This is a genomic window from Amycolatopsis sp. NPDC051128 (genome assembly GCF_040682715.1).
Lineage (GTDB): Bacteria > Actinomycetota > Actinomycetes > Mycobacteriales > Pseudonocardiaceae > Amycolatopsis.
In genome coordinates this window covers 71,197-94,167 of record NZ_JBFBBN010000021.1, presented here as the reverse complement: position 1 = coordinate 94,167, position 22,971 = coordinate 71,197, and the positions used below count along the sequence as shown (strand labels likewise).

At 72.7% G+C, this 22,971-nt stretch carries 23 protein-coding genes and 1 pseudogene; 18 read left to right on the top strand and 6 right to left on the bottom strand.

The window, feature by feature from the left end; genetic code table 11:
• Positions 1 to 65 precede the first annotated feature (65 nt).
• Positions 66 to 908: a hypothetical protein gene (locus tag AB0M82_RS22400; RefSeq protein ID WP_364724833.1), complete on the bottom strand. Its 843-nt coding sequence runs from the start codon at positions 906 to 908 to the stop codon at positions 66 to 68.
• Between the two features lie 51 nt (positions 909 to 959).
• On the opposite strand from AB0M82_RS22400, the gene AB0M82_RS22395 reads away from it, so the two are divergent.
• Positions 960 to 1,472 (top strand): DinB family protein, encoded by a 513-nt coding sequence (locus AB0M82_RS22395; protein ID WP_364724831.1) that lies wholly within the window; start codon positions 960 to 962, stop codon positions 1,470 to 1,472.
• 302 nt (positions 1,473 to 1,774) lie between these two features.
• The gene (locus AB0M82_RS22390) at positions 1,775 to 2,938 is read left to right on the top strand and encodes a hypothetical protein (RefSeq protein ID WP_364724829.1); all 1,164 of its coding nucleotides are present in this window, start codon (positions 1,775 to 1,777) and stop codon (positions 2,936 to 2,938) included.
• A gap of 62 nt (positions 2,939 to 3,000) precedes the next feature.
• Here the strand turns inward: AB0M82_RS22390 and AB0M82_RS22385 are convergent, their stop codons facing one another.
• Positions 3,001 to 4,107, bottom strand: coding sequence for a DUF4037 domain-containing protein (locus AB0M82_RS22385; RefSeq protein WP_364724826.1), 1,107 nt, complete (start codon positions 4,105 to 4,107; stop codon positions 3,001 to 3,003).
• Between the two features lie 68 nt (positions 4,108 to 4,175).
• Between AB0M82_RS22385 and AB0M82_RS22380 the strand changes: the two genes are divergently transcribed.
• The 5 genes from AB0M82_RS22380 to AB0M82_RS22360 all read left to right on the top strand — a co-directional run bounded on the left by AB0M82_RS22380 (position 4,176) and on the right by AB0M82_RS22360 (position 8,677).
• Positions 4,176 to 4,886, top strand: coding sequence for an MBL fold metallo-hydrolase (locus AB0M82_RS22380; protein WP_364724825.1), 711 nt, complete (start codon positions 4,176 to 4,178; stop codon positions 4,884 to 4,886).
• A gap of 135 nt (positions 4,887 to 5,021) precedes the next feature.
• A complete protein-coding gene (locus AB0M82_RS22375; protein WP_364724822.1) occupies positions 5,022 to 5,843 on the top strand; it encodes an ABC transporter permease in 822 nt (273 codons plus the stop codon).
• Entirely contained in the window at positions 5,828 to 6,532 is a 705-nt protein-coding gene (locus AB0M82_RS22370; protein WP_364724819.1) for an ABC transporter ATP-binding protein, read from the top strand. Before AB0M82_RS22375 ends, AB0M82_RS22370 begins: the two co-directional genes overlap by 16 nt.
• Positions 6,519 to 7,529, top strand: a complete 1,011-nt coding sequence (locus tag AB0M82_RS22365) for an ABC transporter substrate-binding protein (RefSeq protein ID WP_364724817.1) — start codon at positions 6,519 to 6,521, stop codon at positions 7,527 to 7,529. Before AB0M82_RS22370 ends, AB0M82_RS22365 begins: the two co-directional genes overlap by 14 nt.
• Positions 7,526 to 8,677: an LLM class flavin-dependent oxidoreductase gene (locus AB0M82_RS22360; protein ID WP_364724814.1), complete on the top strand. Its 1,152-nt coding sequence runs from the start codon at positions 7,526 to 7,528 to the stop codon at positions 8,675 to 8,677. The genes AB0M82_RS22365 and AB0M82_RS22360 overlap by 4 nt, the downstream gene beginning before the upstream one ends.
• 11 nt (positions 8,678 to 8,688) lie before the next feature.
• Here the strand turns inward: AB0M82_RS22360 and AB0M82_RS22355 are convergent, their stop codons facing one another.
• From AB0M82_RS22355 to AB0M82_RS22345, 3 genes are all read right to left on the bottom strand, one after another.
• A complete protein-coding gene (locus AB0M82_RS22355) occupies positions 8,689 to 10,515 on the bottom strand; it encodes a glycosyl transferase (protein WP_364724811.1) in 1,827 nt (608 codons plus the stop codon).
• A 95-nt stretch (positions 10,516 to 10,610) separates the two neighbouring features.
• Entirely contained in the window at positions 10,611 to 11,396 is a 786-nt protein-coding gene (locus AB0M82_RS22350) for an IclR family transcriptional regulator (protein ID WP_364724808.1), read from the bottom strand.
• A 56-nt stretch (positions 11,397 to 11,452) separates the two neighbouring features.
• Positions 11,453 to 12,043, bottom strand: a complete 591-nt coding sequence (locus AB0M82_RS22345; RefSeq protein ID WP_364724805.1) for a TetR/AcrR family transcriptional regulator — start codon at positions 12,041 to 12,043, stop codon at positions 11,453 to 11,455.
• 85 nt (positions 12,044 to 12,128) lie between these two features.
• Between AB0M82_RS22345 and AB0M82_RS22340 the strand changes: the two genes are divergently transcribed.
• The 4 genes from AB0M82_RS22340 to AB0M82_RS22325 all read left to right on the top strand — a co-directional run bounded on the left by AB0M82_RS22340 (position 12,129) and on the right by AB0M82_RS22325 (position 16,932).
• Complete coding sequence (locus AB0M82_RS22340; RefSeq protein ID WP_364724802.1) at positions 12,129 to 13,055, top strand: oxygenase MpaB family protein; 927 nt, start codon at positions 12,129 to 12,131, stop codon at positions 13,053 to 13,055.
• Between the two features lie 9 nt (positions 13,056 to 13,064).
• Positions 13,065 to 14,090 (top strand): LLM class F420-dependent oxidoreductase, encoded by a 1,026-nt coding sequence (locus AB0M82_RS22335; protein ID WP_364724799.1) that lies wholly within the window; start codon positions 13,065 to 13,067, stop codon positions 14,088 to 14,090.
• Between the two features lie 125 nt (positions 14,091 to 14,215).
• Positions 14,216 to 15,520, top strand: a complete 1,305-nt coding sequence (locus AB0M82_RS22330) for an MFS transporter (RefSeq protein ID WP_364724796.1) — start codon at positions 14,216 to 14,218, stop codon at positions 15,518 to 15,520.
• Positions 15,520 to 16,932, top strand: coding sequence for an aminotransferase class V-fold PLP-dependent enzyme (locus tag AB0M82_RS22325; RefSeq protein ID WP_364724923.1), 1,413 nt, complete (start codon positions 15,520 to 15,522; stop codon positions 16,930 to 16,932). The genes AB0M82_RS22330 and AB0M82_RS22325 overlap by 1 nt, the downstream gene beginning before the upstream one ends.
• A gap of 294 nt (positions 16,933 to 17,226) precedes the next feature.
• On the opposite strand, the pseudogene AB0M82_RS22320 reads toward AB0M82_RS22325, so the two are convergent.
• A pseudogene (locus tag AB0M82_RS22320) lies at positions 17,227 to 17,611 on the bottom strand (GTP-binding protein); the annotation flags it as partial.
• A 61-nt stretch (positions 17,612 to 17,672) separates the two neighbouring features.
• On the opposite strand from AB0M82_RS22320, the gene rpmB reads away from it, so the two are divergent.
• The 7 genes from rpmB to cobA all read left to right on the top strand — a co-directional run bounded on the left by rpmB (position 17,673) and on the right by cobA (position 22,956).
• Positions 17,673 to 17,909 carry a 50S ribosomal protein L28 gene (gene rpmB / locus AB0M82_RS22315; RefSeq protein WP_364724920.1) on the top strand — a complete coding sequence of 79 codons (237 nt, stop codon included), beginning with the start codon at positions 17,673 to 17,675 and terminating at the stop codon, positions 17,907 to 17,909.
• Positions 17,909 to 18,076 carry a 50S ribosomal protein L33 gene (rpmG, locus tag AB0M82_RS22310; RefSeq protein ID WP_003091682.1) on the top strand — a complete coding sequence of 56 codons (168 nt, stop codon included), beginning with the start codon at positions 17,909 to 17,911 and terminating at the stop codon, positions 18,074 to 18,076. Before rpmB ends, rpmG begins: the two co-directional genes overlap by 1 nt.
• On the top strand, positions 18,076 to 18,381 hold the full coding sequence (gene rpsN / locus AB0M82_RS22305) for a 30S ribosomal protein S14 (RefSeq protein ID WP_364724793.1): 306 nt from the start codon (positions 18,076 to 18,078) through the stop codon (positions 18,379 to 18,381). The genes rpmG and rpsN overlap by 1 nt, the downstream gene beginning before the upstream one ends.
• Positions 18,378 to 18,632, top strand: a complete 255-nt coding sequence (gene rpsR, locus AB0M82_RS22300; protein ID WP_364724791.1) for a 30S ribosomal protein S18 — start codon at positions 18,378 to 18,380, stop codon at positions 18,630 to 18,632. Before rpsN ends, rpsR begins: the two co-directional genes overlap by 4 nt.
• Before the next feature lie 93 nt (positions 18,633 to 18,725).
• On the top strand, positions 18,726 to 19,787 hold the full coding sequence (locus AB0M82_RS22295; protein WP_364724788.1) for a MoxR family ATPase: 1,062 nt from the start codon (positions 18,726 to 18,728) through the stop codon (positions 19,785 to 19,787).
• Positions 19,784 to 21,676, top strand: coding sequence for a hypothetical protein (locus AB0M82_RS22290; protein WP_364724785.1), 1,893 nt, complete (start codon positions 19,784 to 19,786; stop codon positions 21,674 to 21,676). The genes AB0M82_RS22295 and AB0M82_RS22290 overlap by 4 nt, the downstream gene beginning before the upstream one ends.
• A 47-nt stretch (positions 21,677 to 21,723) precedes the next feature.
• Entirely contained in the window at positions 21,724 to 22,956 is a 1,233-nt protein-coding gene (gene cobA / locus AB0M82_RS22285) for a uroporphyrinogen-III C-methyltransferase (RefSeq protein ID WP_364724782.1), read from the top strand.
• Positions 22,957 to 22,971: the final 15 nt, after the last annotated feature.

Here is a 22,971-nt window from a genome sequence, read left to right as displayed (position 1 = left end):
TCCTGTCGTGGGATAGGTAAGGCTAGTCTAAGTAAAGAAATTACGGGAACACGGTCGGCTTCGTCTCAGTTCGCGGCCACGGGGTCGGTGGCGGGTTCCCCGAAGCGGGCCAGCGCGAGCGCGGCGGCCACGGCGAGGACGAAGCCGGCGACGGCGACGGCGACGAACCCGGGCCGGGTGCGGTCGCCGAGCACGAGGACGCCGACCAGTGACGGGAAGATCGTCTCGCCGAGCACCATCATCGCGGTCGAGGTGGTGACGCTCCCGCGTTGCAATGCCGTCGCGTAGAACAGCATCGCCATCCCGCCCGCGACCGCGACGGTGTAGGTCGCCGGGTCGGTGAGCAGGTCCAGCGGGGCCAGGCTGGGGATGATCCGGCCCGAGATCGCGACGACGCCGAAGCTCAGCCCCGCGACGAGCCCGAGCGCCGGCGTCCGCACGCGGCGGCTCGCCTTGCCCGCGACGATCCCGGCGGCGGCCAGCAGGACGACCGCGCCGATGAGCGCGATGCGGAAGCCGAGCCCGACCGGGTCGGAGCCTTCGCTCTCCGCCGCCGCGCCGAGCAGCGCGAGCCCGGCGCACACGACGGCCACGGCCGCCCATTCCCGTTTGCCCAGCCGGACGCCGAGGAACCGCGCGGCGACGGCGGTCACGGCGAGGCTCGCGGCGAGCGCGGCCTGCACGACGAACAGCGGCAGGACGTGCAGGGCGAAGATCTGCGCGACGAATCCGAGGACGTCCAGCGCCAGTCCCAGGACGAACTTCCACTGGCCGAGCACGCGCACGAGCAGCTTCGGATCGACGCCGTCGGCGCCGGTGTCGGTCGCCCGCGCGGCGACCGACTGCATCACCGAAGCCACGCCGTACGCACAAGCCGCGCCCAAGGCGCAGAGCAGACCCCACCACATGCCGATCACTCTATGGCGGATTTTGTCGGACCAGCGCGGTAGGTTGCGGTCATGTCGAACACGAGTTCGAAAACGTATCGCAGCTGGCCGGCCCCCCTGGCCGGTGACGAGCTGCGCCTGCAGCTGGATTTCCTGCAGTTCCTCCGGGCCACGGCGGTGAACAAGGTGGTGGGGCTGAGCCGCGACCAGGCGGCGGCGACGCCGTTGCCGGTGTCGCCGCGGATGAGCGCGCTGGGCGTGCTGAAGCACCTCACGGCGGTCGAGCGCTGGTGGCTGTCCATCGAGGCGGGCGGGGCGGACCTGCCGTCGCTGTGGGCGGGCACGCCGGACCCGAGCTGGAACCTGACCCCGGACGACACACCGGCCTCGGTGGTGGCCGCCTACAAGGCGGAGTGGGCCCGGGCGGAGAAGGCGCTGCGCGGCCTGGGCCCGGACGACCGGTCGCGGCGCCGGGCGGAGTTCACGGTCCGGTGGGTGCTGGCGCACGTGGTGCAGGAGACCGCGCGCCACGTCGGGCATCTGGACGTCCTGCGCGAGCTGGCGGACGGCGAGGTGGGCGAATGAACAAGGGATGACAGGGATGGCGAAATCCGGGTGACTCGCTCGCTATTCTGGATGCGTGGCCGTCGTCGCGGGGTACCGCCGATTTACCGGCCCCCTGGCCCTTTCCGGGTGCCAGCGGGGTTCCGGTGTCACGTCCGCGGCCGGCGCCGCCTGAACAGGCTTGCCGGTTCGGCACCGCCGTCGTCCGCCGTCACGGTGGCCGGCCGGGGGTCGCCGCCGTCCGCTTCGCGCTGAACCTCGCCGGGTGTCCGGGCCAGGGGGAGCAGTTCCCCATCCGTCCCGTTCACCCTGGAGGTTCCGTCATGCCCGCGGCACTCACTCCCGCCCAGCTCGTCCGCGATCTCGCCATCCGCGATCTCACCGACCCCGCGGCCGGGCCGCACGCCATCCAGCTCGTCGTCGAGGAGGCCGTCGCCGCTCTCGTCGCGCGGTGGGCGTGCGCCGTCCGGTGGTGGCCCGGCGACCGGATCGTCACGGTCGCCGACAACTACGACAACCTCGGCTACGACCCGGCCGACGTCACCCGCGACGCGCGCTACACCCGGTACGTCGACGACGGCCACGTGCTGCGCAGCCATTCCAGCGCGATGATCCCGGGCGCGTTGCGGGCCCTGGCCGCGAGCCCCGTCGACGACGTCCTGCTCGTGTGCCCCGGCATCGTCTACCGCCGCGACAGCATCGACCGGCTGCACAGCGGCACGCCGCACCAGCTCGACCTGTGGCGGATCACCCGTGGCGACACCAGTCGCGCGGACCTCGGGGAGATGGCGGGCACCCTCCTGCCGGGACGGAAGTGGCGGCTCGAACCACGCCGTCATCCGTACACAGTGGACGGTGCGCAGGTCGACGTCGAGCACGACGGCGAATGGGTCGAGATCGCCGAGTGCGGCCTCGCCCACCCGGCCGTGCTCGCGCGCGCCGGGCTCGGGGCCGGCTGGTCCGGGCTCGCCCTCGGCATGGGGCTCGACCGGATGCTGATGCTGCGCAAGGGCATCCCGGACATCCGGCTGCTGCGCTCGGCCGAACCGGCGGTCGCCGCGCAGCTCACCGACCTCGCGCCGTACCGGCCGGTGTCGGCGCTGCCGCCGGTGCGCCGCGACCTGTCGATCGCCGTCGCCGCGGACGACCGGGCCGAGGACCTCGGCGACCGCGTCCGCGACGCACTGGGCGACGACGCGGATGTCGTCGAGTCCGTCGAGATTCGTCAGGAGACGCCGTGCGCGGAACTGCCCGCGCAGGCGCTGGCCCGGCTCGGCGCCCACCGCGACCAGAAGAACCTCCTGGTCAGGCTGGTGCTCCGGCCGATGGGCGCGACACTGTCCGACCACGAGGCCAACATCCTGCGCGACCGCGTGTACGCCGCGCTCCACCAGGGCAGCGCCCACCAGTGGACCGTCTCAGGCCCGGAGTCCCCGGATCGCGAGCGCGGCGAAGCGGCGGGAAGCCGCGACAGGGGCTGCCGGTGAGCCGAGCGCGCCGATCGCCTGCGCGAGCTGGGCGGTGGACGACGGCGAGGTGTTCGGCCAGCTCAGGTGCTTGGTGAACTCGGCGGAATCAGCGCCGTGGCCACGGCGCGCGTCGTCGCGCGGTCGCCCAACAGATCGGTGTTGTCGGTGACCTGGTCGACGGCCCCGGTGAGTGGCAAAGCGCGAAGTTCGGGGTCGGCGATGGTGCCGAGGAGCGCCTGGCTGAATCGTTCGGCGTGCAGGACCTGGAACGGCCGGTCGTGGTAGGGGCGGGTGCCGGGGTCGAGCGGCTCGGTCAGCCCGAGCTGGTTGTGCAGCTCGGCGACGGCCGAGTAGGCCGTGGCGAGGTGGTCTTCCCGTTCGTGCCACGTGGTGGCGGCGAGCGCCGCGGTCAGTACCGGCGTGATGGTGGCTGCCCAGGGGAGCCGGGTGAAGGCGCTGCCGAGCCATTTGCCGTAGGGCGGGTAGCGGCGGTGCATGAGCAGGCTCAGCCGCATGAGGTCGCGGACCAGGCGGGCGGCGACGACGGCGGAGCCGAGTTCGTCGCCGACTTCTCCGCACCGTCCGACGAACGCCTCTTCTTGGGAGATCCGCTGCCATTGGCAGGCCAGGAGGTAGCGCCAGATCTGCTCGGGATACCAGGTGAGGCGCGAACGAGCCGGAACGAGTTCGGCCAGACCGTCGTGGAAGACCGCGCCGGCGGTGATCTCGGCCAGGGTCTGGGTGGGGGTGGCGAGCCAGTCGAACGTGGTGATGCCGTGGCGTGGATCGAATCCCAGATGGCGGGTGAACCATGCGCTGAGGGTGGTGACGTCGACCCGGTGGAAGACCGGTCCGTCGGTGAGCGCCATGTGGCGCGCGTGCTCGTTCTCGGTGGGGGCGAAATTCGTGGGGTAGCCGCGGAACGTCTTGGGCAGCTCGTGGCCCAACGTCGCGACGACATCCTGGGCGTGGCGGGCGGCGTCGTCGCGGCGCAGGAACAGCTGCAGGCGCGGACCCCATTCGTGATCGGCGGAGCGGGCGGTGTCGAAGCCGAGGACCTCCGAGCCGGTGCCGAGGCGGGCGGCGGTGTGGGGCAGCTCCCCGAACCGCGCGCGGATCAGCGGTCGTACCGCCTCGTGGTAGAAGCGGCGCGACAGGTCCAGTCCCGGGATGAACGTGCGGTCCATGGGTGGCATGGTGCCGCGCACGGCGCGCGTGCCGCGACCGGATATCGCCGACCCCGTAGGGTGTGGCCATGTCTGATCGGCTCTACTTCCGGCAGCTGCTCGCCGGCCGTGACTTCGCCGTCGGGGACTCCGTCGCGACGCAGATGCGGAACTTCGCCTACCTGATCGGCGATCGCGAGACCGGGGACGCGGTGATCGTCGACCCCGCGTACGCGGTGCGCGATCTGCTGGACGTCCTGGCCGGCGACGGGATGCGGCTCACCGGGGTGCTCGCGACGCACCACCACCCCGACCACGTCGGCGGCGACATGCTCGGCTTCTCGCTGCCCGGCATCGCCGAGCTGCTCGCCATCGAGCCGGTGCCGATCCACGTCAACGGCGCCGAGACCGAGTGGGTCCGCCGTGTGACCGGGGTCGAGGACACCGACCTGCGCGCGCACGACCACGACGACGTCCTCGAGGTCGGCGCCATCCCCATCCGGCTGCTGCACACGCCCGGGCACACGCCGGGCAGTCAGTGCTTCCTCGTCGAGGACAAGCTCGTCTCGGGCGACACGCTGTTCCTCGAAGGCTGCGGCCGCACCGACTTCCCCGGCGGGGACGCCGAAGAGATCTACCGCAGCCTGCAGGCGCTCGCCGGCCTGCCCGGCGATCCGGTCGTCTACCCCGGACACCAATACTCGGCCGAGCCGTCGGCCGCGCTGTCGGCGGTGAAGCGCGGCAACTTCGTCTACCGGCCACGCTCGCTCGACGAATGGAAGATCATGTTCGGCGGCTGAGCCAAGCCGTTCCACGGGCTGAAACACGGCGAGTTCACGGATTGGGACCAGGTGTCCACGGATTGACTTCGCCTCCCGGGGGCCGCAAGGTCGGGACCAGTAATCCCGAACATCCCCGTCTCCCGGGAGAAATCCGTGTCGATTTCCACCGCGGGTGTGCTGACGCGCGTCCGCAAAACCGCCGAAGGGCCGCCGCCACGCAAGGCGTCGCGACGGCTCGATCTCCGGCGCTGGATCAGCCCGGTGGCGCTCGTCGCCGCCTGGCAGATCGCCAGTGCCGCCGGTGTCCTGCCACCGGACAAACTCAGTTCACCGTGGACAGTCGTGCGGGCCGGGGCCGAAGTCGCGCGCTCCGGCGAACTCGGTGACGCCTTCGCCGTGTCGCTCGGCCGCGTCGGCGCCGGGTTCGCGCTCGGCGCGGTCGCCGGAGTCCTGCTCGGCATCGTCTCCGGGCTGTCCCGCTGGGGCGAGGCGCTGGTCGACCCGCCGGTGCAGATGCTGCGCACGCTGCCCTTCCTCGGCCTGATCCCGCTGTTCATCCTGTGGTTCGGGATCGGCGAGGAGACGAAGATCGTGCTGGTCGCGCTGGGGGTGGCCTTCCCGCTCTACCTCAACGTCCACTCGGGAATCCGGAGTGCCGACCCGGACCTCGTCGAAGCCTCGCGGGCCCTCGGGTTCAGCCGCGCGGAACGGATCTGGCACGTCGTCCTCCCCGGTGCGCTGCCCCAGGCGCTCGTCGGCCTCCGGCAGTCGCTCGGCCTCGCCTGGCTCGCGCTGATCGTCGGGGAGACGGTGAACGCCGACGCCGGCGTCGGGTACCTCATCAACAACGCACGGGAGTTCCTGCGCACCGACGTCGTAGTCGTCGGCCTGGTCCTGTACGCCCTGCTCGGCCTGGTCACCGACGCGCTGGTCCGGCTGCTCGAACGGAAGGTGCTGCGGTGGCGAGCCCGGTAGCCGAGGTCCGGAACCTGACGAAGCGCTTCGGGGACCGGACCGTCCTCAATGGACTCGACCTGACCGTCGGGCGCGGCGAGTTCGTCGCCCTGCTCGGCCGCAGCGGCTCCGGAAAGTCGACGCTGCTGCGGGTGCTGGCCGGTCTCGACGGCGACGTCGAGGGACACGTGGAAGTGACCGGGACCGTCTCGGTCGCCTTCCAGCAGCCGCGGCTGCTGCCGTGGCGGAAGGTCTGGCGCAACGTCGTCCTCGGCCTGCGCCAGGACGGCGTCGCGAAGTCCCGCAACCGGGCGCTGGCCGACAAGGCACTGGGCGAGGTCCGCCTGGCCGCGCACGCCGACGACTGGCCGCTCACGCTGTCCGGTGGCGAGGCCCAGCGCGTGTCGTTGGCCAGGGCCCTGGTGCGCGAACCCGACCTGCTCCTGCTCGACGAGCCGTTCGGCGCCCTCGACGCGCTCACGCGCATCGCGATGCACGGCCTGGTGGCCGATCTCTGGCGGCGCCACCGGCCGGGCGTGCTGCTGGTGACCCACGACGTCGACGAGGCCCTGCTGCTGGCCGACCGGGTCCTGGTGCTCGACGGCGGCCGGATCGTGGCCGGGCACCGGCCGCGGGAAACCGCCGACCACGACGACCTCCGCCACCGCGTGCTGGCGGACTTGGGAGTGACCGAAGATGCGCTTGCGTAAGGGATTGGCCGCCGTCGCGGCGGCACTCGTGGTGACCGGCTGCGGAACGGCGACCGGCGAAGGGCCGTCGGCCGTGCCGGGCCCGGTGAGCGCGGCGGACCTGGCGAAGGTGACCCTCAAGGTGGGCGACCAGAAGGGCGGGGTGAAGTCCCTGCTCACGGCGGCGAACCTGGTGGCCGGGACGCCGTACCGGATCGAGTGGGCGACCTTCACGTCGGGCCCGCCGCTGCTCGAGGCCGCGTCCGCCGGGGCGATCGACGCCGGCCGGGTCGGCAACACGCCGCCGATCTTCGCGGCCGCGGCGAAGGCGAAGATCAAGGTGGTCAGCGTCTCGCGCAGCAACGTCGAGCGGGAAGCCGTCCTCGTCCCGCCGGACTCGCCGCTGACGGACGTGGCCTCGCTGAAGGGGAAGACGATCGGCGTGGCGAAGGGCAGCTCGGCCCACGGGCAGTTGCTCAACACCCTGCACAACAACGGGTTGTCCACCAAGGACGTGAAGCTGAGCTTCCTGCAGCCGTCCGAGGCCTACGCCGCCTTCACCCAGCACACGATCGACGCCTGGGCGATCTGGGACCCGTACACCGCACAGGCCCAAATCGAAGCCCACGCCCGGGTGCTGGCCGACGGCCGGGGCGCGTCGAACGGGCTGGGCTTCCTGGCGGCGAGCGTGGCCGCGCTGGGCGATCCCGGCAAGAACGCCGCCCTGCGCGACTTCGCGGTCCGCGTCGTCAAGGCGCAGAAGTGGGCCGACACGCACCGCGGCGAGTGGGCGAAAACCTGGGCGGCCGAGACCGGGCTGAAGATCGAAGTGGCGCAGCGGGCGGTGGACGCGGGCCGTGACCGGCCGGTCGTGCTGGACGACGCGGTGGTGCGGTCGGAGCAGCAGCTCGCGGACGCCTTCAGCGACGAGAAGACTTTGCCGGGCAAGGTGGACTTCGCCGCCTTCGTCGACCGGCGGTTCGGTCCCGACCTGGACCAGGCGAGGAGCAACGGATGAGCATCAGGCTGCACTGGTTCCTGCCCACCAGCGGCGACGGCCGCACGATCGTGGAGCGCTTCCACGCCAACCGGTCCGCGGGCCCGGCGGCCCAGCGCGACCCGGACCTGGACTACCTGGCCCAGGTCGCCCGCGCCGCCGAGCGGCAGGGCTTCGAAGGCGTCCTGACCCCGACCGGCACGTGGTGCGAGGACGCCTGGCTCACCACGGCCGCGCTGATCCGCGAGACGACCCGGCTGAAGTTCCTGGTCGCGTTCCGGCCCGGGGTCATCTCGCCGACGCTCGCCGCGCAGATGGCGGGCACCTTCCAGCGGCTGTCCGGCGGCCGGGTGCTGCTCAACATCGTCACCGGCGGCGACGCGGTGGAACAGCGGCGGTTCGGTGACTGGCACGACCACGACGCCCGGTACGCGCGCACCGACGAGTTCCTGACCATCGTCCGCGGCGTCTGGTCCGGCCGGCCGTTCAGCTTCGAAGGCGAGCACCTGCGGGTCGAGGGCGCGACGACGCTGGCCGCGCCGGATCCCGTGCCCCCGATCTACTTCGGCGGCTCGTCGCCTGCCGCGCTGCCGGTCGCGGCGCGGCACGCCGACGTCTACCTGACCTGGGGCGAGCCGCCCGCGCAGGTGGCGGAGAAGATCGGCAAGGTGCGGGAGCTCGCCGGGGACCGGCCGATCCGGTTCGGCGTCCGGCTGCACACGATCTCGCGCGACACCTCCGCCGAAGCCTGGGCGGAGGCGCGGAAGCTCCTGGACGCGCTCAGCCCGGAGCAGGTCGCCAAGGCGCAGGCGCAGCTGGCGGCCAGCGAGTCGGTGGGGCAGCAGCGGATGGTCGCGCTGCACGGCGGGAAGTCCGACGGCGGGGTGCGCGGGCTGGAGATCCACCCGAACCTGTGGGCCGGCGTCGGCCTGGTCCGCGGCGGCGCGGGCACCGCGCTGGTCGGCAGCCACGAAGAGGTCGCCGACCTGATCGAGGAGTACCACGGCGTCGGCGTCACGGAGTTCGTGCTGTCGGGCTACCCGCACCTGGAAGAGGCGTACTGGTTCGGCGACGGCGTCCGGCCCGAGCTGGCGCGACGCGGCCTGCTCGCGGACGTCCCGGCGCTGCACCGGCCGTCCCACCCCGAGCGCAACGTCGCCGCGCTCTGACCCCGGCGTCATCACGGAGAGGAGGACGGGACGAGCAGTCCCGAGGGCGCGAACAGCGGATAGGTGACGAGCACGCCGTCGGCGGTCCGGGTGACCGAGGACGGGCGGAACAGGTCGCGCTGGCCGGTGTAGAACGCGGCCGCGTCGTCTTCGCCGCCGGTCAGCAGCACCCGGCGGCGGGGCTGCCCGGCGGGGTCCTCGCCAGGGACCTCGGGGAAGGCCACCACCCGGACCGGCTGGAGCGCCGCGAGCGCGGCGATCGTCGCGATGAGCCGCGGGTCGGCGCGGCCCGCGCGCAGCACGGCGGCGGCGTCCGGGGCGAGGGTGATCCGAGCCGAAGCCGTGAGTGCCTCGCCGGCGTGGGCGCGCGCCGACGCCTCCGACGCCTCCGACGGCGCGGCCGGGTCCGCGGGCGGCAGGCCGAGGCGCGAGACGGTGACGCGGCGGTCGCCGGCGCCGAACACCGCGGTCGTCCCGGCGTTGGCGAAGGCGCCGTCGAGGGCCGGATAGCGCTTGCGGAGATCGGTCCCGCCGGTGCCGAAGACGGCCCACTCGGCGGGCGGGCAGGCGACCGCGCACGCGGCGGGCGCGGCCAGCAGGCCGGTCGGCCAGCCGGCCTTCGCGAGTTCGGCCCAGGCCGCGTCGTCGACGAGCAGCTGGGCGCCGGAGGCGTTGGCCCGCACCCAGTCCCGCGCTTCGGCGAGCGGCCCGGCCCGGTCGGCCGACGGCCGCAGCGCCGGGTAGCCGTACGCCCAGCCGGCGGCGACTGTCGCGACGAGGACGGCGCCGGCCGGCGCGAGCCCGCGCCGAGGCCGGCGGCGCGCGTGCCACCGGTGCGCCGGGGTGCGCCGCCGGGTGACGGCCTGGGCCACGCCCGCCACCAGCACCGTCGTCACCGGCAGCAGCAGGGCGAGCACGGCGGTGTCCGGCACGCCGGGAACGAGCAGGGTCGCCGCGAGCAGCAGGCCGGACACCGCGAACGGCCGCAGGGCGGTGACGGCCAGCGCGGCCACCAGTGCGACGGCCGACAGCACCGCCCACGCCGGGTCGAGCGCCACCCAGTCGGCGACGGCCGGGCGGCCCGCCGGCGCGAGGTGCGGCCGGAGCGTGCCGGCCGCCGGGCCGAACGCGATGCCCAGCCCGAGGTTCAGCAGGACCGCCACCAGCGCCGCCCGCTCCGGCGCGCGCCGCACCAGCAGCCAGCCGGCCGCGGGCAGGAAGAACAGCGCCAGCGGCGAGGTGAGCACCGCCGCCAGCAGGCAGATCGCGGCCACGACGTCGTGCCGGATCCGGGCGCCGGGCTTGGTGATCAGCACCAGCGCCCCCAGCGCCCACACCACCGCCAGGTGTTCCACGACGACCAGCCGCTGCAGGCCGAGCGCGAGTGGTGACGCGGCGAGGAGCACGACAGCGGCCGCCGACGCCCACCGGGCCAGGCCCAGGCGGCGAGCCAGGAACCAGAGCAGCACGGCACCGATCACCGCGGCGACGAGCATCGTCTCGCGCACCGCGGCGAGTGCCGTGGCGGAGCGGCCGAACGCGTCCGAGACCATCGTGTAGGCCGAGAGCTGCAGCCAGCCGAGCGGACTGGCCCCGGCGCCGCCCGCGTCGGTGAACGACGTGAGGTGGCCGAGCGCGTAGGCGTGGGCGACGTTCGCGGCTTCCGTGGGCAGGGCCGGCGTGGGCGCGGCGAGGTAGAGCACGCGCAGGCCGCCGGTCAACGCCAGCAGCGCGAGCACGATGTCGAGCGAGAGCAACCGGTGCGCGGCACCCGCCTGCGCGGCGAGCGGCGTGGGGGAGTGGCCCGTTACCGTTTTCTCCTGGCTGTGCTGGGCCATTGGACGGATCGTAGCGGGTCCCGATCACCGGTCCAGCTCGGGAGGATTACGTCAGCCGGACGGCCTAGAGCGCCGGAAGTCGTTGTCCCGCAGGATCATTTCCGACCGCGCGGAGTGGATCCGGAGAGTGTGCGGGTCAACGCGAGCGCGACCGTCCGGACGGCGGGCGCGACCCGTTCGGTCCGCATCCGGTTGGCCCAGCCGGAGATCGACACCGCCGCCACCGCCACCCCGCGCGAGTCGAGCAGCGGGCTGGCCGCGCACACGACGCCGACGCCGGATTCCTCGCGTTCCAAGGCGATCCCGTCCTCGCGGATCCGGGTGAGCTGACGGCGGAGCAGGCCGGGCGCGGTGATCGTCCGCGCGCTCATCCGCGGCAATCCGGCGTCGATGACCTGGTTCACCACGGATTCCGGGGAAAACGCCAGGATCGCCTTGCCGACGCCGGTGGCGTGCGCGGGGAACCGGCCGCCGATGCGCGACGGCAGGGTCGGCGCGTCCGGCCCGCGCAGCACGTCGAGGTAGACCACTTCGGTGCCTTCCAGGATCGCGAGGTGGACGGTGTTGCGTGTCGCCTCGCGAAGGTCGGCGAGGTACGGCCGCGCCGCTTCGACCAGACCGCGCCGGGGTGAGGCCAGCTGGCCGATTTCGAACAGCCGCAGCCCGAGTCGCACCGCGCTGTCTTCGCGCTCCAGCAAGCCGGTTTCGACGAGGTGCCCGATGAGCCGGTGCGCCGTCGTCTTCGCGAGCCCGGTGCGGCGGGCCAGCTCGGAGACGCCGAGCGTCTCGTCACCCGGCCGGAAGGCTTCGAGGAGCGCGGCGAGCCGGGCGGCGACGAGACCGTCGCCGCCCGCGCCGTCGTTCCGCCCAGCGGTACGCATGGGTTGAGTGTGCCGGATCCGGCACGGGACTGTCAGCAAGGTCAGCGGAGGTGAGGTCAGTGGGCGTCGGCGCCGAGCACGAGTTTCACGCAGTGCGCGACGAGCCGCTCGCGCGAAACCTTCAGCGAGCCGTCGAGATAGGCGATGAAGACGTTGCTCAGCGCGCCGACCAGCCCGACGGCGACCAGCCGCCGTTCGGTCTCGTCGCCGTGGGACAGCTGCTCGCCGACGAGCGCGGCGAACACCGGCAGCAGGTGCAGGCCCCGGCGGGTCAGCGCGGGGTCGGTGAGCGGGGCGAGCAGCAGGATCCGGCCCTTGCGCGGGTCGTCGACGATCAGTTCCACGAACGCGCGCACGGCGTTCTCGGCTCGCAGGGCGGGACTCGGGGCGTCCCGGACGGCGTCGACGAGCGCCTGCCGCGCCTGCTCGCCGACGTGCTCGTACACCGCCGCGACGAGCTCCTCGCGGTCGGTGAAGCTCTCGTAGAAGTAGCGCTCGGTGAGCTTCGCCCGCCGGCAGACCGCGCGGACGCTCGTCCCGGCCGAGCCCTCGGTGCCCAGCAGTTCGAGCCCGGCGGCCAGGAGCTGCTCGCGCCGCAGCGCCTTCCGGTCGTCCAGGGTCGTGCCCGCCCACGTGCGGCCCGGCATGGCGGCTCCTCGGTTGACTACAACTGTTGTCAGATCCTAGCCTGACAACAGCCGTAGTCAGTTCGGACTCGACGAGGAGCCGCCGATGAGCAGGGAAGCACCCGAGCCCTTGGGCCCCGGCTCGCTGACGTGGAAGTACTTCGGCGACTGGCGCGGGCTGCTCATCGGGTTGTGGGCCGGGTCGATGCAGAACATGCACCCGGGCCTCGGGGCCGGCGTCGAACAGCACTCGCGGTTCTTCGAGGAACGCTGGCAGCGGCTGTTCCGCTCGCTCTACCCGATCGGCGGGGTGGTCTACGACGGCCCGCGCGCCCACGAGACGGCTCTCGAAGTCCGCGGTTACCACGATCGCGTCAAGGGCATCGACGCGAAGGGCCGCCGCTACCACGCCCTCGACCCCGACACCTACTACTGGGCGCACGCGACCTTCTTCGTCAGCACGATCCTCATCGCCGACCACTTCATGGGCGGCATCGGCGAGGCGGAGAAGCGGCGGCTGTTCGACGAACACGTCCAGTGGTGGCGGATGTACGACATGAGCCCGCGCCCGGTGCCGGCGAGCTGGGAGGACTTCCGGCGGTACTGGAAGCACATGTGCGCCGAGGTCTTGGAGGACAACAAGGCCACGCGGGACGTGCTCGACATCCGCGGCCTCGGCAAGCCGCCGTTCCTGCCGTGGCTGCCGGACGTGCTGTGGCGGCCGGTCCGGCGGGTGGTCGCCCGCGCCTTCGTCTGGCTGACGATCGGGCTGTACGACCGCGAGATCCGCGACCTGCTCGGCTTCAGCTGGTCCGAGCGCGACGCGCGGCGTCATCGGCGGGTGGGGAAGCTGATCAACGCCGTGTTCAAGCTCGTCCCGCACGATCGCCGCTACCACCCGCGGGCCCGCGCCGGCTGGCGTCGCGTGCGCGGCGAGGTGGCCGCGGATGCGCCCTTGGTCGAGACTCCACGAAGGAACCTGCCGCCGCTTTCCGAGCGGGGCAAGCCCGAGCACTACGCGCCGAACGTCTAGGAGGCATTCGTGAAGCTGGGATTCCACGTCGGGTACTGGGGAAGCGGCCCGACCCCGGGCGCGCTGGAAGCGGTCCTCAAGGCCGAGGAGCTCGGCTTCGACTCGGTGTGGACGGCGGAGGCCTACGGCTCGGACGCGTTCACCCCGCTGGCCTGGTACGGCTCGTCCACCAGCCGGATCCGGCTCGGCACGAACATCGTGCAGATGGCGGCGCGGACCCCGACGGCGACGGCGATGAGCGCGCTGACGCTCGACCACCTCTCCGGCGGCCGGATGGTGCTCGGGCTCGGCGCGTCCGGCCCGCAGGTGGTGGAGGGCTGGTACGGCCAGCCGTACCCGAAGCCCCTCGCGAGGACACGGGAGTACGTCGACATCGTCCGGCAGGTGATCGCCCGCGAGGCGCCGGTGACGCTCGACGGGCAGTTCTTCCAGCTGCCGTTGAAGGGCGGGAGCGGGCTCGGCAAGGCGCTGAAGCCGACGGTGCACCCGCTGCGCAAGGAGATCCCGATCCACCTCGCCGCGGAGGGCCCGAAGAACGTCGCGCTGGCGGCGGAGATCGGGGACGGCTGGCTGCCGCTGTTCTTTTCGCCGAAGAGCAACGATTTCTACAAGGCCGCACTCGAGGAAGGCTTCGCCCGGCCGGGCGCCCGGCACACGCTGGAGACGTTCGAGGTGCCGTGCTCGCTGCCGGTGATCGTGCACGACGACGTCGAGGAGGCGGCGAGCTGGATCAAGCCGTCGCTCGCGCTGTACATCGGCGGGATGGGCGCGAAGAGCGTCAACTTCCACCACGACGTCTTCGCGCGGCTCGGCTACGAGGACGTCGCCGACAAGGTCCAGGAGCTGTTCCTGGCCGGCCGCAAGGACGAGGCGACGGCCGCGATCCCGACGTCGCTGGTGGAGGACACGTCGCTGATCGGGCCGCCGGCGAAAATCCGCGAAGAGCTGAAGGCCTGGGAAGACACCGTCGTCACGCAACTGCTCCTGCGCGGTGACGCCGCGACACTGGCGAAGATCGCCGACGCCCTTTCGTGACCGGCTAGCGCGGGTCGCTCCGTGCGCCAGATCACGACGATGGCACGATTCCCCTCGACCACCACCGGGTGCGCGCCGAGACCGAATACCCGGCGCGCACCCGGTACGCATTCCGAGGAGGACTGTTGGCGACGCTGCCCCGGCAGACGAGGTTCCGGTATTCGCTCGGCTCCTTCGTCACCGGTTCCTTCGGGACGGTTCCCGGCCTCGTCCTGGTCAAGTACCTCACCGACACGATGGCCGTGCCCGCCGGCTGGGCCGCGGCGATCGTGTTCGTGCCGAAGGCCTGGGACTTCTTCTTCAACCCGATCGCCGGCCGGCTGTCCGACGCGGACCTGATCAAGACCGGCAGCCGCCGCCGCTTCCTGCTGATCGGCGGCATCGGCGTCGCGATCCTGTTCGCCGCGATGTTCGCGCACCCCGGGTTCGGCGACCCGCTGCCGGACGCGCTGTACGTGGCGGTCATGTTCGCCGCGTGCGCGACGGCGTACGCGCTGTTCCAGGTGCCGTTCAACGCGCTCCCGGCGGAGCTGACCGACTCGGCGGCGGAACGCACGAAGCTCACCAGCGTCCGGATCGGCGTGCTCGCGGTGACCATCCTCATCTGCGGCGGTGGCGCGCCCGCGATCAGCGCCGGCGTCGGGGGTGTCGCCGGCTACCGGGTGATGGCGGTGGTGATCGGGCTGATCGTGCTGACCGCGACGCTGCTGGTCTACACCGGCCTGCGCGGCGCGCCGGTGGGCTCGCTGCGGCCGAACACCCCGAGCCTGTCGGAGCTGGCGCGCACGCTGGCGACCTGGCGGCCGTTCCGCTGGCTGCTCGGCACCTACTTCATCCAGGCGCTGGGGATCGGCACCGTGCTGGCGGCGATCCCGTTCTTCGCGCAGCGGATCCTCGGCAGCGAGGGCTACGGCACGATCCTGTTCGTCATCTTCGTCGGCCCGGCGCTGGTCACGATGCCGTTGTGGCCGCGGCTCGGCGACCGCGTCGGCAAGCTCAACGGCTTCCGGCTGGCGACCGGGGCGTTCGCCGTCGGGCTGCTCGGGCTGGTGCTCGCGCAGGTGCTGCCGCTGGTGCTCTCGTTCGTGTTCGTGGCGCTCTGCGGTGTCGGCTACGCGGGCATCTCGGTGTTCCCGCTGGCCATCCTGCCGGACCTGATCACCGCCGAGGAGGAGCGCACCGGCGCCACCCGCGCCGGTGTCGCGGCCGGCGTGTGGACCGCGGGGGAGACACTGGGGCTGGCCTTCGGCGGCGGGCTGTGGGCGCTGATCCTGGCGTTCGGCGGTTACGTGTCCAGCACCGACGCGACGGCCGACCAGCCGCACAGCGCGATCGTGGCGATCCTGATCGGCTCGTCGATCGTCCCCGGCGTCCTCATCGCGCTCGCGCTGCCGCTGCTGCGGCGCTCGGTGCTGGAACCGCGCCCGTGATTCCGCCTGAGGACGTCCTCGCGTCGCTGCGGGCGCTCCGCGCGGGTGACCTGCCCACGCACGGCGGCCGCACGCTCGCGTACGTCTACGACAGCGGGCTGTCCGAAGTGGACTCGCTCGGTGCGGCGGCGCACGCGCTGGCGTCGTCGGCCAACGCCCTCGACCCGACGGCGTTCCCGAGCCTGCTCCGGATGGAGAACGACCTCGTCGGCGCCGCGGCGACCTTGCTCGGCGACGTCCCGGGCGTGGCCGGCTCGGTGACGTCCGGCGGCACGGAGTCGTGCCTGCTGGCGGTTCTCGCGGCTCGCGACGCGCGGCCGGACGTGGCCGCGCCGTCGATCGTGCTGCCGACCACCGCGCACGCGGCGTTCCACAAGGCCGCCCACCTGTTCGGCCTGCGCCGCGTCGACGTCCCCGTCGACCCGGTGACGTTCCGCGCGGACCCGGCGGCGATGGCCGCGGCGATCGACGACTCGACGGTGCTCGTGGTGGCGAGCGCGCCGTCGTACGCGCACGGCGTCATGGACCCCATCCCGCTCATCGCGGCGGCGGCCGCGGAGCGGGGCGTCCGGATGCACGTCGACGCCTGCATCGGCGGCTGGGTGCTGCCGTACTTCGCCCGCCTGGGCGCAGACGTGCCGCCGTTCGACTTCCGCGTCCCCGGCGTCACGAGCGTTTCGGTGGACCTGCACAAGTACGCGTACTGCCCGAAGGGCACGTCGGTGCTGCTGCACGCGTCGGCGGAGCTGCGGCGGCCGCACTACTTCGCGAGCGCGGGCTGGCCGGGCTACACGATGCTGAACACGACGATCCAGAGCACCCGCTCGGGCGGCCCGCTGGCCGCGGCGTGGGCGGTGGTCCGCCACCTCGGCGAGGACGGCTACCTGCGGCTGGCTTCCGAGGCGCGCGAAGCGACTTCGCGGATCCGGGACGGCATCGGCGAACTGGCGGGCCTGCGGGTGCTTGGCGACCCGGTGTCGACGCTGATCGCGTTCACCGGCGACGACGGCTTCGACCTGTTCACGGTGGCGGACGAGATGAAGGCCCGCGGCTGGTACGTCCAGCCGCAGTTCGCGTTCGAAGCGTCCCCGGTGAACCTGCACCTGACGGTGACGGCGGCCAACCACGGCAGCGAGAAGGAGTTCCTGACGGACCTCTCGGCGTCCCTGGCCGCGGCCCGGGCGGCGGGCCCGGTGCTGATCGACCCGGCGGTGGCGGAGTTCGTGGCGGCGCTGGACCCGGCGACGCTGACGCCGGAGCAGTTCGCGGGCCTCCTGGCGGCGGCGGGCCTCGGCTCGGGCGCCGGGCTGCCGGACCGGATGGCCCCGATCAACGCGTTGCTGGCCACCGCGCCCGCGCCGCTGCGGGAGCGTCTCCTGCTGGAGTTCCTGGGAGCCCTCTACACGCCGTGAGGGTGCCCCTCACGGCATTGGCCCACTGACGGGTGAGCCGGGAGCCGTCGCCCGGACGGCGCCGGCGGGTGCTGCGGTGTCCTGAATGACCAAGGCCGGACAGTTAGCTGCGGCAGCGAGCTGTCAAGCTGGCCGATTGACCCGGTTTCAGGTGCTCGCCCACGGCCGTGAATGGCACATTGAGGGACATAGAGTCCCTCGATGAGCCATTCACGGCCTTCCGTTGACCGCTTGCGCGGCAGAGGAATCCTCAACTACTCGGCCTTGCCCCTCACGGCGTTGACTCACCGACGGTCAGTGGACGTGGACCTCGTCCCACGCGGGGAAGGGGTCCGGGCCGCTCGTCACCTCGGCGAGGCACTCTCGCAACGCGTCGAGCAGCGCCTCCCCGGCGAGGTCGACGCCGATGAACACCAGCGCTTGGGACCACGGCCCGGTCACCCCGGGCTGTGACATCCGGGACTTCGCCCCGGGCCGGGGGCTGCGCCACCCGGAACCCCCATGAGCCGCGACGCGAGCACGAAGAACCCTTCGACCGCAGCACGGTGCCGAACTCGCCGGAGTCCAGCCGCCGCGTGACGAAGTCCCACAGCGCCGCCGGGTCGAACGCCCGCGCCGCGCGGAACACCACGCTGGAGATGCCGTACTCCTCGGTCTCCGGCACGTGGTCGCCGTTCAGCGGGCAGGGTACTGTGCGTAGAGTAGATGACAATGACAATCACTACCAACTTGGGAGGGTCCTGTCCGCCGTGTGCCAGGTCACCGGTCGCCAGCCGGGCTACGGCAAGCAGGTCTCGCACTCGCACCGCCGCACGTCGCGGCGGTGGGAGCCGAACCTGCAGAGCCACCGGTACTTCGTGCCGAGCGAGGGCCGCTGGGTGCGGCTGCGCGTCTCCGTCAAGGGGATGAAGACGATCGACAAGCGCGGCATCGAGGCCGTCGTCGCCGAACTGAAGGCGAAGGGGGTGAAACTCTGATGGCGAAGAGCACCGACGTCCGGCCGATCATCAAGCTGCGGTCCACCGCGGGCACCGGCTACACGTACGTGACGAAGAAGAACCGCCGGAACGACCCGGACCGGATGGTCCTGCGCAAGTACGACCCCGTGGCGCGCAAGCACGTCGAGTTCAAGGAAGAGCGTTGATGGCCAAGAAGTCGAAGATCGCGAAGAACGAGCAGCGGAAGGTGATCGCCGCCCGGTACGTCGAACGCCGCCGCGCGCTCAAGGCCGTCGTCGCCTCGCCGGGCTCGTCGCCCGAAGAGAAGGCGACGGCCGTCGTCGCGCTGCAGAAGCTGCCGCGGGACGCGAGCCCGACCCGGATTCGCAACCGTGACTCGGCCGACGGGCGGCCCCGCGGGTACCTGCGGAAGTTCGGGCTGTCGCGGGTGAAGACGCGCCAGGCCGCGCACAACGGCGAACTGCCCGGCGTCACGAAGTCGAGCTGGTGAGCCGGATGCCGAAGCCGAAGCGGGACCGTCCCGTCAAGCGCAAGGTGAACCTGTTGCGCGCCAACAAGATCACCGAAGTCGACTGGAAGGACGTCGATCTGCTGCGGAAGTTCGTCTCCGACCGCGGCAAGATCCGCGCCCGCCGCGTCACCGGACTGACGCCGCAGCAACAGAAACAGGTTGCCACGGCGATCAAGAACGCGCGCGAGATGGCCCTCCTGCCGTACCCGTCGGCCGGCCGCGCGAGCTGAAATTCGGGTGCGCGCACACCGGGCGGTGCGCGACCATGGGCGTCCGAAAGGGGGCGTCGCAAGAAGATGTCCTGACAACCAGGAGGTCCGCGCTTGCACGCCCAGCTCACGGTCACGCCCGCCCGGCTGCCCGAGCTCCTGCTCACCACCGCCGTCGTGCGGCCGGTGTTCCTCTGGGGCGCGCCCGGGATCGGGAAGTCCTCGCTGGTGCGCGACTTCGCGGCATCGCTCGGGCTCGACTGCGTTTCGCTGCTGGGCACCCAGCTCGCGCCCGAAGACCTGATCGGCGTGCCGCAGATCGTCGACGGCCGCAGCCGGTTCTGCCCGCCGGAGCAGATCGCCCGCGACGAGCCGTACTGCCTGTTCCTCGACGAGCTGAACGCCGCGGCGCCCGACGTCCAGAAGGCGTTCTACTCCCTCATCCTCGACCGCCGCATCGGCTCGTACGAGCTGCCGGCGGGCTCGGTCGTGATCGGCGCCGGCAACCGCGCCACCGACCAGGCGCTGGCCCGGCCGATGGCCTCGGCCCTGGTGAACCGCCTGGTGCACGTCCACCTGCGTGCCGCGCCGGGCGACTGGCTCGCCTGGGCGGCCGGGAACGACATCCACCCGTGGGTGATCGAGTACCTCACCCAGCGCCCGGACCACCTGTGGAGCCCGCCGCCGAAGACCGAGGAGCCGTTCTCGACGCCGCGATCCTGGCACATGCTCTCGGACCTCCTGCACTCCGCCGGCGACCCGGCCGAGGACGAGACGGTCGCGCTGCTGGCCTACGCCACGCTGACGCCGGCGCACGCCGGCGCCTTCCGTGCGTACCTCAAGGTCGCCCGGCACGCCTTCGACCTGGAGGCGATCCTCAAGGGCGACGCGCGCTGGCCCGCCGAGCCGGCCGATCGCGACCTGCTCTACTTCCTCGCCGAGACGTTCCGCGCGCGGCTGGTCAAGGATCTGCCCGCCGACAAGCGGCACGCGTCGGCGGCCGTGCGCCAGTTCGCCTTCCGGGCGAAGAGCCTGCTCGTGGAGCTGGCCGAAATCTCCCTGGAGATGGCGCAGCTGGTCATTGCCGACGACGAAGCGGGCAACCCCCGGCTGCCGTCGTGGTTCCTCGTCGAAGCCGCCCGCGACCTGCCGCGGCTGGTGGCCGCGCGCGCATGAGCAACGCCCGCACCGAAGCGCAGCGCCGCGAGCGCCGGAACAAGGCGATCGAAAACGGCTGGGTCCAGGTGCGGTCGAACACCGTCCTGGACCACCTCACGCGCGGCGCGAGCCTGAGCCCGGAGAGCCTGACCGGGGTGGACAGCTGGGCCGTCGTCACCGACCGCGGCCTCATCACGCCGAACCGGGTCCGTGACGCCGAACCGGCCGAATGGGCGTGGGTCTTCGCGCACCTGCTGCTGCACCTCGGCCTCGGGCACCTCGACGAAGAGGCGCTGGCCGACGCGGCCGCCGTCACGCCCGGCCGGGAGGTCGACGCGGTCTACGGCGCCGCGTGCTGCGTGGCCGTCCACCGGTTCGCCGAGGCGGTCCACGCCGGGTCGCCGGTCGTGAGCCTGCCGGAACTGCCGGGCACCGACGAATCCACGCTCACCCGCATGTGGCGCGAAACCGGCGTGCCCGAGCCGTTCCGGGGGCTCGGGACCGGCGGCCCGCGGCCGTGCCTGGCGCTCGCGGAGCCGATGTCCCACTGGCAGCTGCAGTACCACGGGAAGCCGAAGCCGTGGACCGAACGGTTCGCCCGCGGGCTGATCGCTTCGGCCACCGAGGCGATGGAACGCGCCGCCGACGCGCGCGGCCAGACCCGCCACCGGCGGGCGATGGGGGAGTGGGACCACGCGCTGTCCTGGTTCGTCTCGTCGTTCCCGCTGCTCGGCGCGGTCGCCGCCGGGTTCACCCTGGTCGTCGACGCCGAGGTCGTCCGCACCTGGGACATCGCCCTGGCCGCGGTCGACGCCGAGCACGGCGAGATCTACGTCAACCCGAGCGCGGCCCTGACCGCCGAGGAGTGGCGGTTCGTGCTGGCCCACGAAATGCTGCACGCCGCGCTGCGCCACGACCGCCGTGCCCTCGGCCGCGACCCCTACCTGTGGAACGTCGCCTGCGACTACGTGATCAACGGCTGGCTGGTGGCCATGGGGGTCGGCGAACTGCCCGAGGGCGGCCTGCACGACCAGCAGCTCACCGGGATGTCCGCGGAGTCGGTGTACGACACGCTGACCACGGACCTCCGCCGGGCGCGCAAACTGCTGACCCTGGGCTCGCGCGAGGCCGGGGACGTGCTGGGCGACTGGCTGTCCGAACCGGACGCGGTGCAGCGCCGGTCGTCGCGGCGGGCGGCCGCGAAGCCGCTGCCGTGGCGCGACGGCGACCGGATCGGCGCCGTCGACCTCGACGAGTTCTACCGCCGGTCGCTCACCCAGGGGCTCGAGTACCACCACGCCCAGGGCCGCGGGCTGCTGCCTGCCGGGCTGGAGCAGGAGATCCGGGCCCTGGACCACCCGCCGCTGCCGTGGGACGCCCAGCTCGCGCGCTGGTTCGACGAGCACGTCCGCGTCGAGCTGCCGGTGCGCAGCTACGCGCGGGCGTCGCGTCGCCAGTCGGCGACCCCGGACATCCCGCGCCCGGGCCGCGTCCGCCCGGAGCGGCTCGACCGGCGCGTCACCTTCGGCGTCGTGCTCGACACCTCGGGGTCGATGAACGCCGAGCTGCTCGGCAAGGCACTGGGCGCGATCGCGTCGTACGCGCTGGCCAGGGACGTCCCGGCGGCGCGTGTGGTGTTCTGCGACGCCGTCGCCTACGACGCCGGGTACCTCGCGGTGGAGGACATCGCGGGCCGCGTCAAGGTGCGCGGCCGGGGCGGCACGGTGCTCCAGCCCGGCGTCGACCTGCTGCAGCGCGCTTCCGACTTCCCGGACGACGGGCCGATCCTGATCATCACCGACGCGCAATGCGACCACGTCCGGCCGCGGCGCGAGCACGCGTACCTGGTGCCGCAGGGTGCGCGGCTGCCCTTCGTGGCCCGCGGGCCGGTGTTCCGGGTGGCGTGACCCACGCTGGGCTGTCGCGGGCTTCGGTCACCAATAAACTCCCGGCCATGGACGACCCGCACTACCTCTCCGGCCTCCAGCTCTCCGGCCGCCGCGTCGTGATGATCGGCGGCGGCACGGTCGCCCAACGCAGGCTGCCCCGGCTCATCAGCGCCGGTGCCCGCGTCGAACTGGTTTCGCCGCACACGACGCCGTCGGTGCAGGGGATGGTGGACGCGGGCGAGCTGGTCTGGCACGAACGCCGGTACACCGAAGGCGACCTGAAGGACGCTTGGTACGCCCTGGCCTGCACGAACGATCCGTCGGTCAACGCCGCCGTCTGCGCCGAGGCCGAGCGCGAGCGGGTGTTCTGCGTCCGCGCCGACGAAGGCGAGTCGGGCAGCGCGGTGACCCCGGCGTCCGGGCGGCACGGCGGCCTGCTGTTCGGCGTGCTCTCCGGCGGCGAGCCGCTGCGCTCGGCGGCGGTGCGCGATTCGATCCTCGACGGCCTGCACGCCGGGGTGATCGAAGAGGGCCGTCAGCCGCACCCGGAGGGCAGCCTGCCCGGGGTGGCGCTGGTCGGCGGCGGCCCCGGCGACCCGGAGCTGATCACGGTCCGCGGCCGACGGCTGCTCTCGCGCGCGGACGTCGTGGTCGTCGACCGGCTGGCGCCCCGCGAACTGCTCGACGAACTCGCGCCCGAGGTGGAGATCGTCGACGCGGCGAAGATCCCGTACGGGCGCGCGGCCAGCCAGGACGTCATCAACAGCACGCTGATCGAGCGGGCCAAGGAGGGCAAGTTCGTCGTCCGGCTCAAGGGCGGCGACCCGTACGTGTTCGGCCGCGGCTTCGAGGAGGTTCTGGCCTGCGCCGAGGCGGGCGTCCCGGTGACCATGGTCCCGGGCATCACCAGCGCCTTCGCGGTGCCCGCCGTCGCCGACGTCCCGGTGACCCACCGCGGCGTGGCCCACGAGGTGGTGGTGGTCTCCGGCCACGTCGCCCCCGGCGACGACCGGTCGCTGGTCGACTGGGCGGCGCTGGCCCGGCTGCGCGGCACGATCGTGCTGATGATGGGCGTGGAGCGGCTCCCGCAGTTCGCGAAGGCCCTGCTGGACGGCGGCCGCCCGCCCACCACCCCGGTGGCGATCGTCGAGGACGGCACGATGCGCACCCAGCGCACCCTGCGGTCCACACTGGACACGGTGGTCGCCGACGCGGCGGCCTCGGGAGTCCGCCCGCCGGCGGTGATCGTGATCGGCCCGGTGGCCGGCTTGGTCCCGGTCGAGGGGCCGCACGCGTGATCCGGCGGGCATCAC

Coding starts and splice junctions, on each gene's coding strand:
- AB0M82_RS22385 (WP_364724826.1), bottom strand. CDS start 4,107: ATGGACCGCACGTTCATCCCGGGACTGGACCTGTCGCGCCGCTTCTAC.
- AB0M82_RS22400 (WP_364724833.1), bottom strand. CDS start 908: ATGTGGTGGGGTCTGCTCTGCGCCTTGGGCGCGGCTTGTGCGTACGGC.
- AB0M82_RS22345 (WP_364724805.1), bottom strand. CDS start 12,043: ATGCCGGGCCGCACGTGGGCGGGCACGACCCTGGACGACCGGAAGGCG.
- AB0M82_RS22395 (WP_364724831.1), top strand. CDS start 960: ATGTCGAACACGAGTTCGAAAACGTATCGCAGCTGGCCGGCCCCCCTG.
- AB0M82_RS22360 (WP_364724814.1), top strand. CDS start 7,526: ATGAGCATCAGGCTGCACTGGTTCCTGCCCACCAGCGGCGACGGCCGC.
- cobA (WP_364724782.1), top strand. CDS start 21,724: ATGGACGACCCGCACTACCTCTCCGGCCTCCAGCTCTCCGGCCGCCGC.
- rpsN (WP_364724793.1), top strand. CDS start 18,076: ATGGCCAAGAAGTCGAAGATCGCGAAGAACGAGCAGCGGAAGGTGATC.
- AB0M82_RS22390 (WP_364724829.1), top strand. CDS start 1,775: ATGCCCGCGGCACTCACTCCCGCCCAGCTCGTCCGCGATCTCGCCATC.
- AB0M82_RS22380 (WP_364724825.1), top strand. CDS start 4,176: ATGTCTGATCGGCTCTACTTCCGGCAGCTGCTCGCCGGCCGTGACTTC.
- AB0M82_RS22355 (WP_364724811.1), bottom strand. CDS start 10,515: ATGGCCCAGCACAGCCAGGAGAAAACGGTAACGGGCCACTCCCCCACG.
- AB0M82_RS22365 (WP_364724817.1), top strand. CDS start 6,519: ATGCGCTTGCGTAAGGGATTGGCCGCCGTCGCGGCGGCACTCGTGGTG.
- AB0M82_RS22290 (WP_364724785.1), top strand. CDS start 19,784: ATGAGCAACGCCCGCACCGAAGCGCAGCGCCGCGAGCGCCGGAACAAG.
- AB0M82_RS22340 (WP_364724802.1), top strand. CDS start 12,129: ATGAGCAGGGAAGCACCCGAGCCCTTGGGCCCCGGCTCGCTGACGTGG.
- AB0M82_RS22350 (WP_364724808.1), bottom strand. CDS start 11,396: ATGCGTACCGCTGGGCGGAACGACGGCGCGGGCGGCGACGGTCTCGTC.
- rpmG (WP_003091682.1), top strand. CDS start 17,909: ATGGCGAAGAGCACCGACGTCCGGCCGATCATCAAGCTGCGGTCCACC.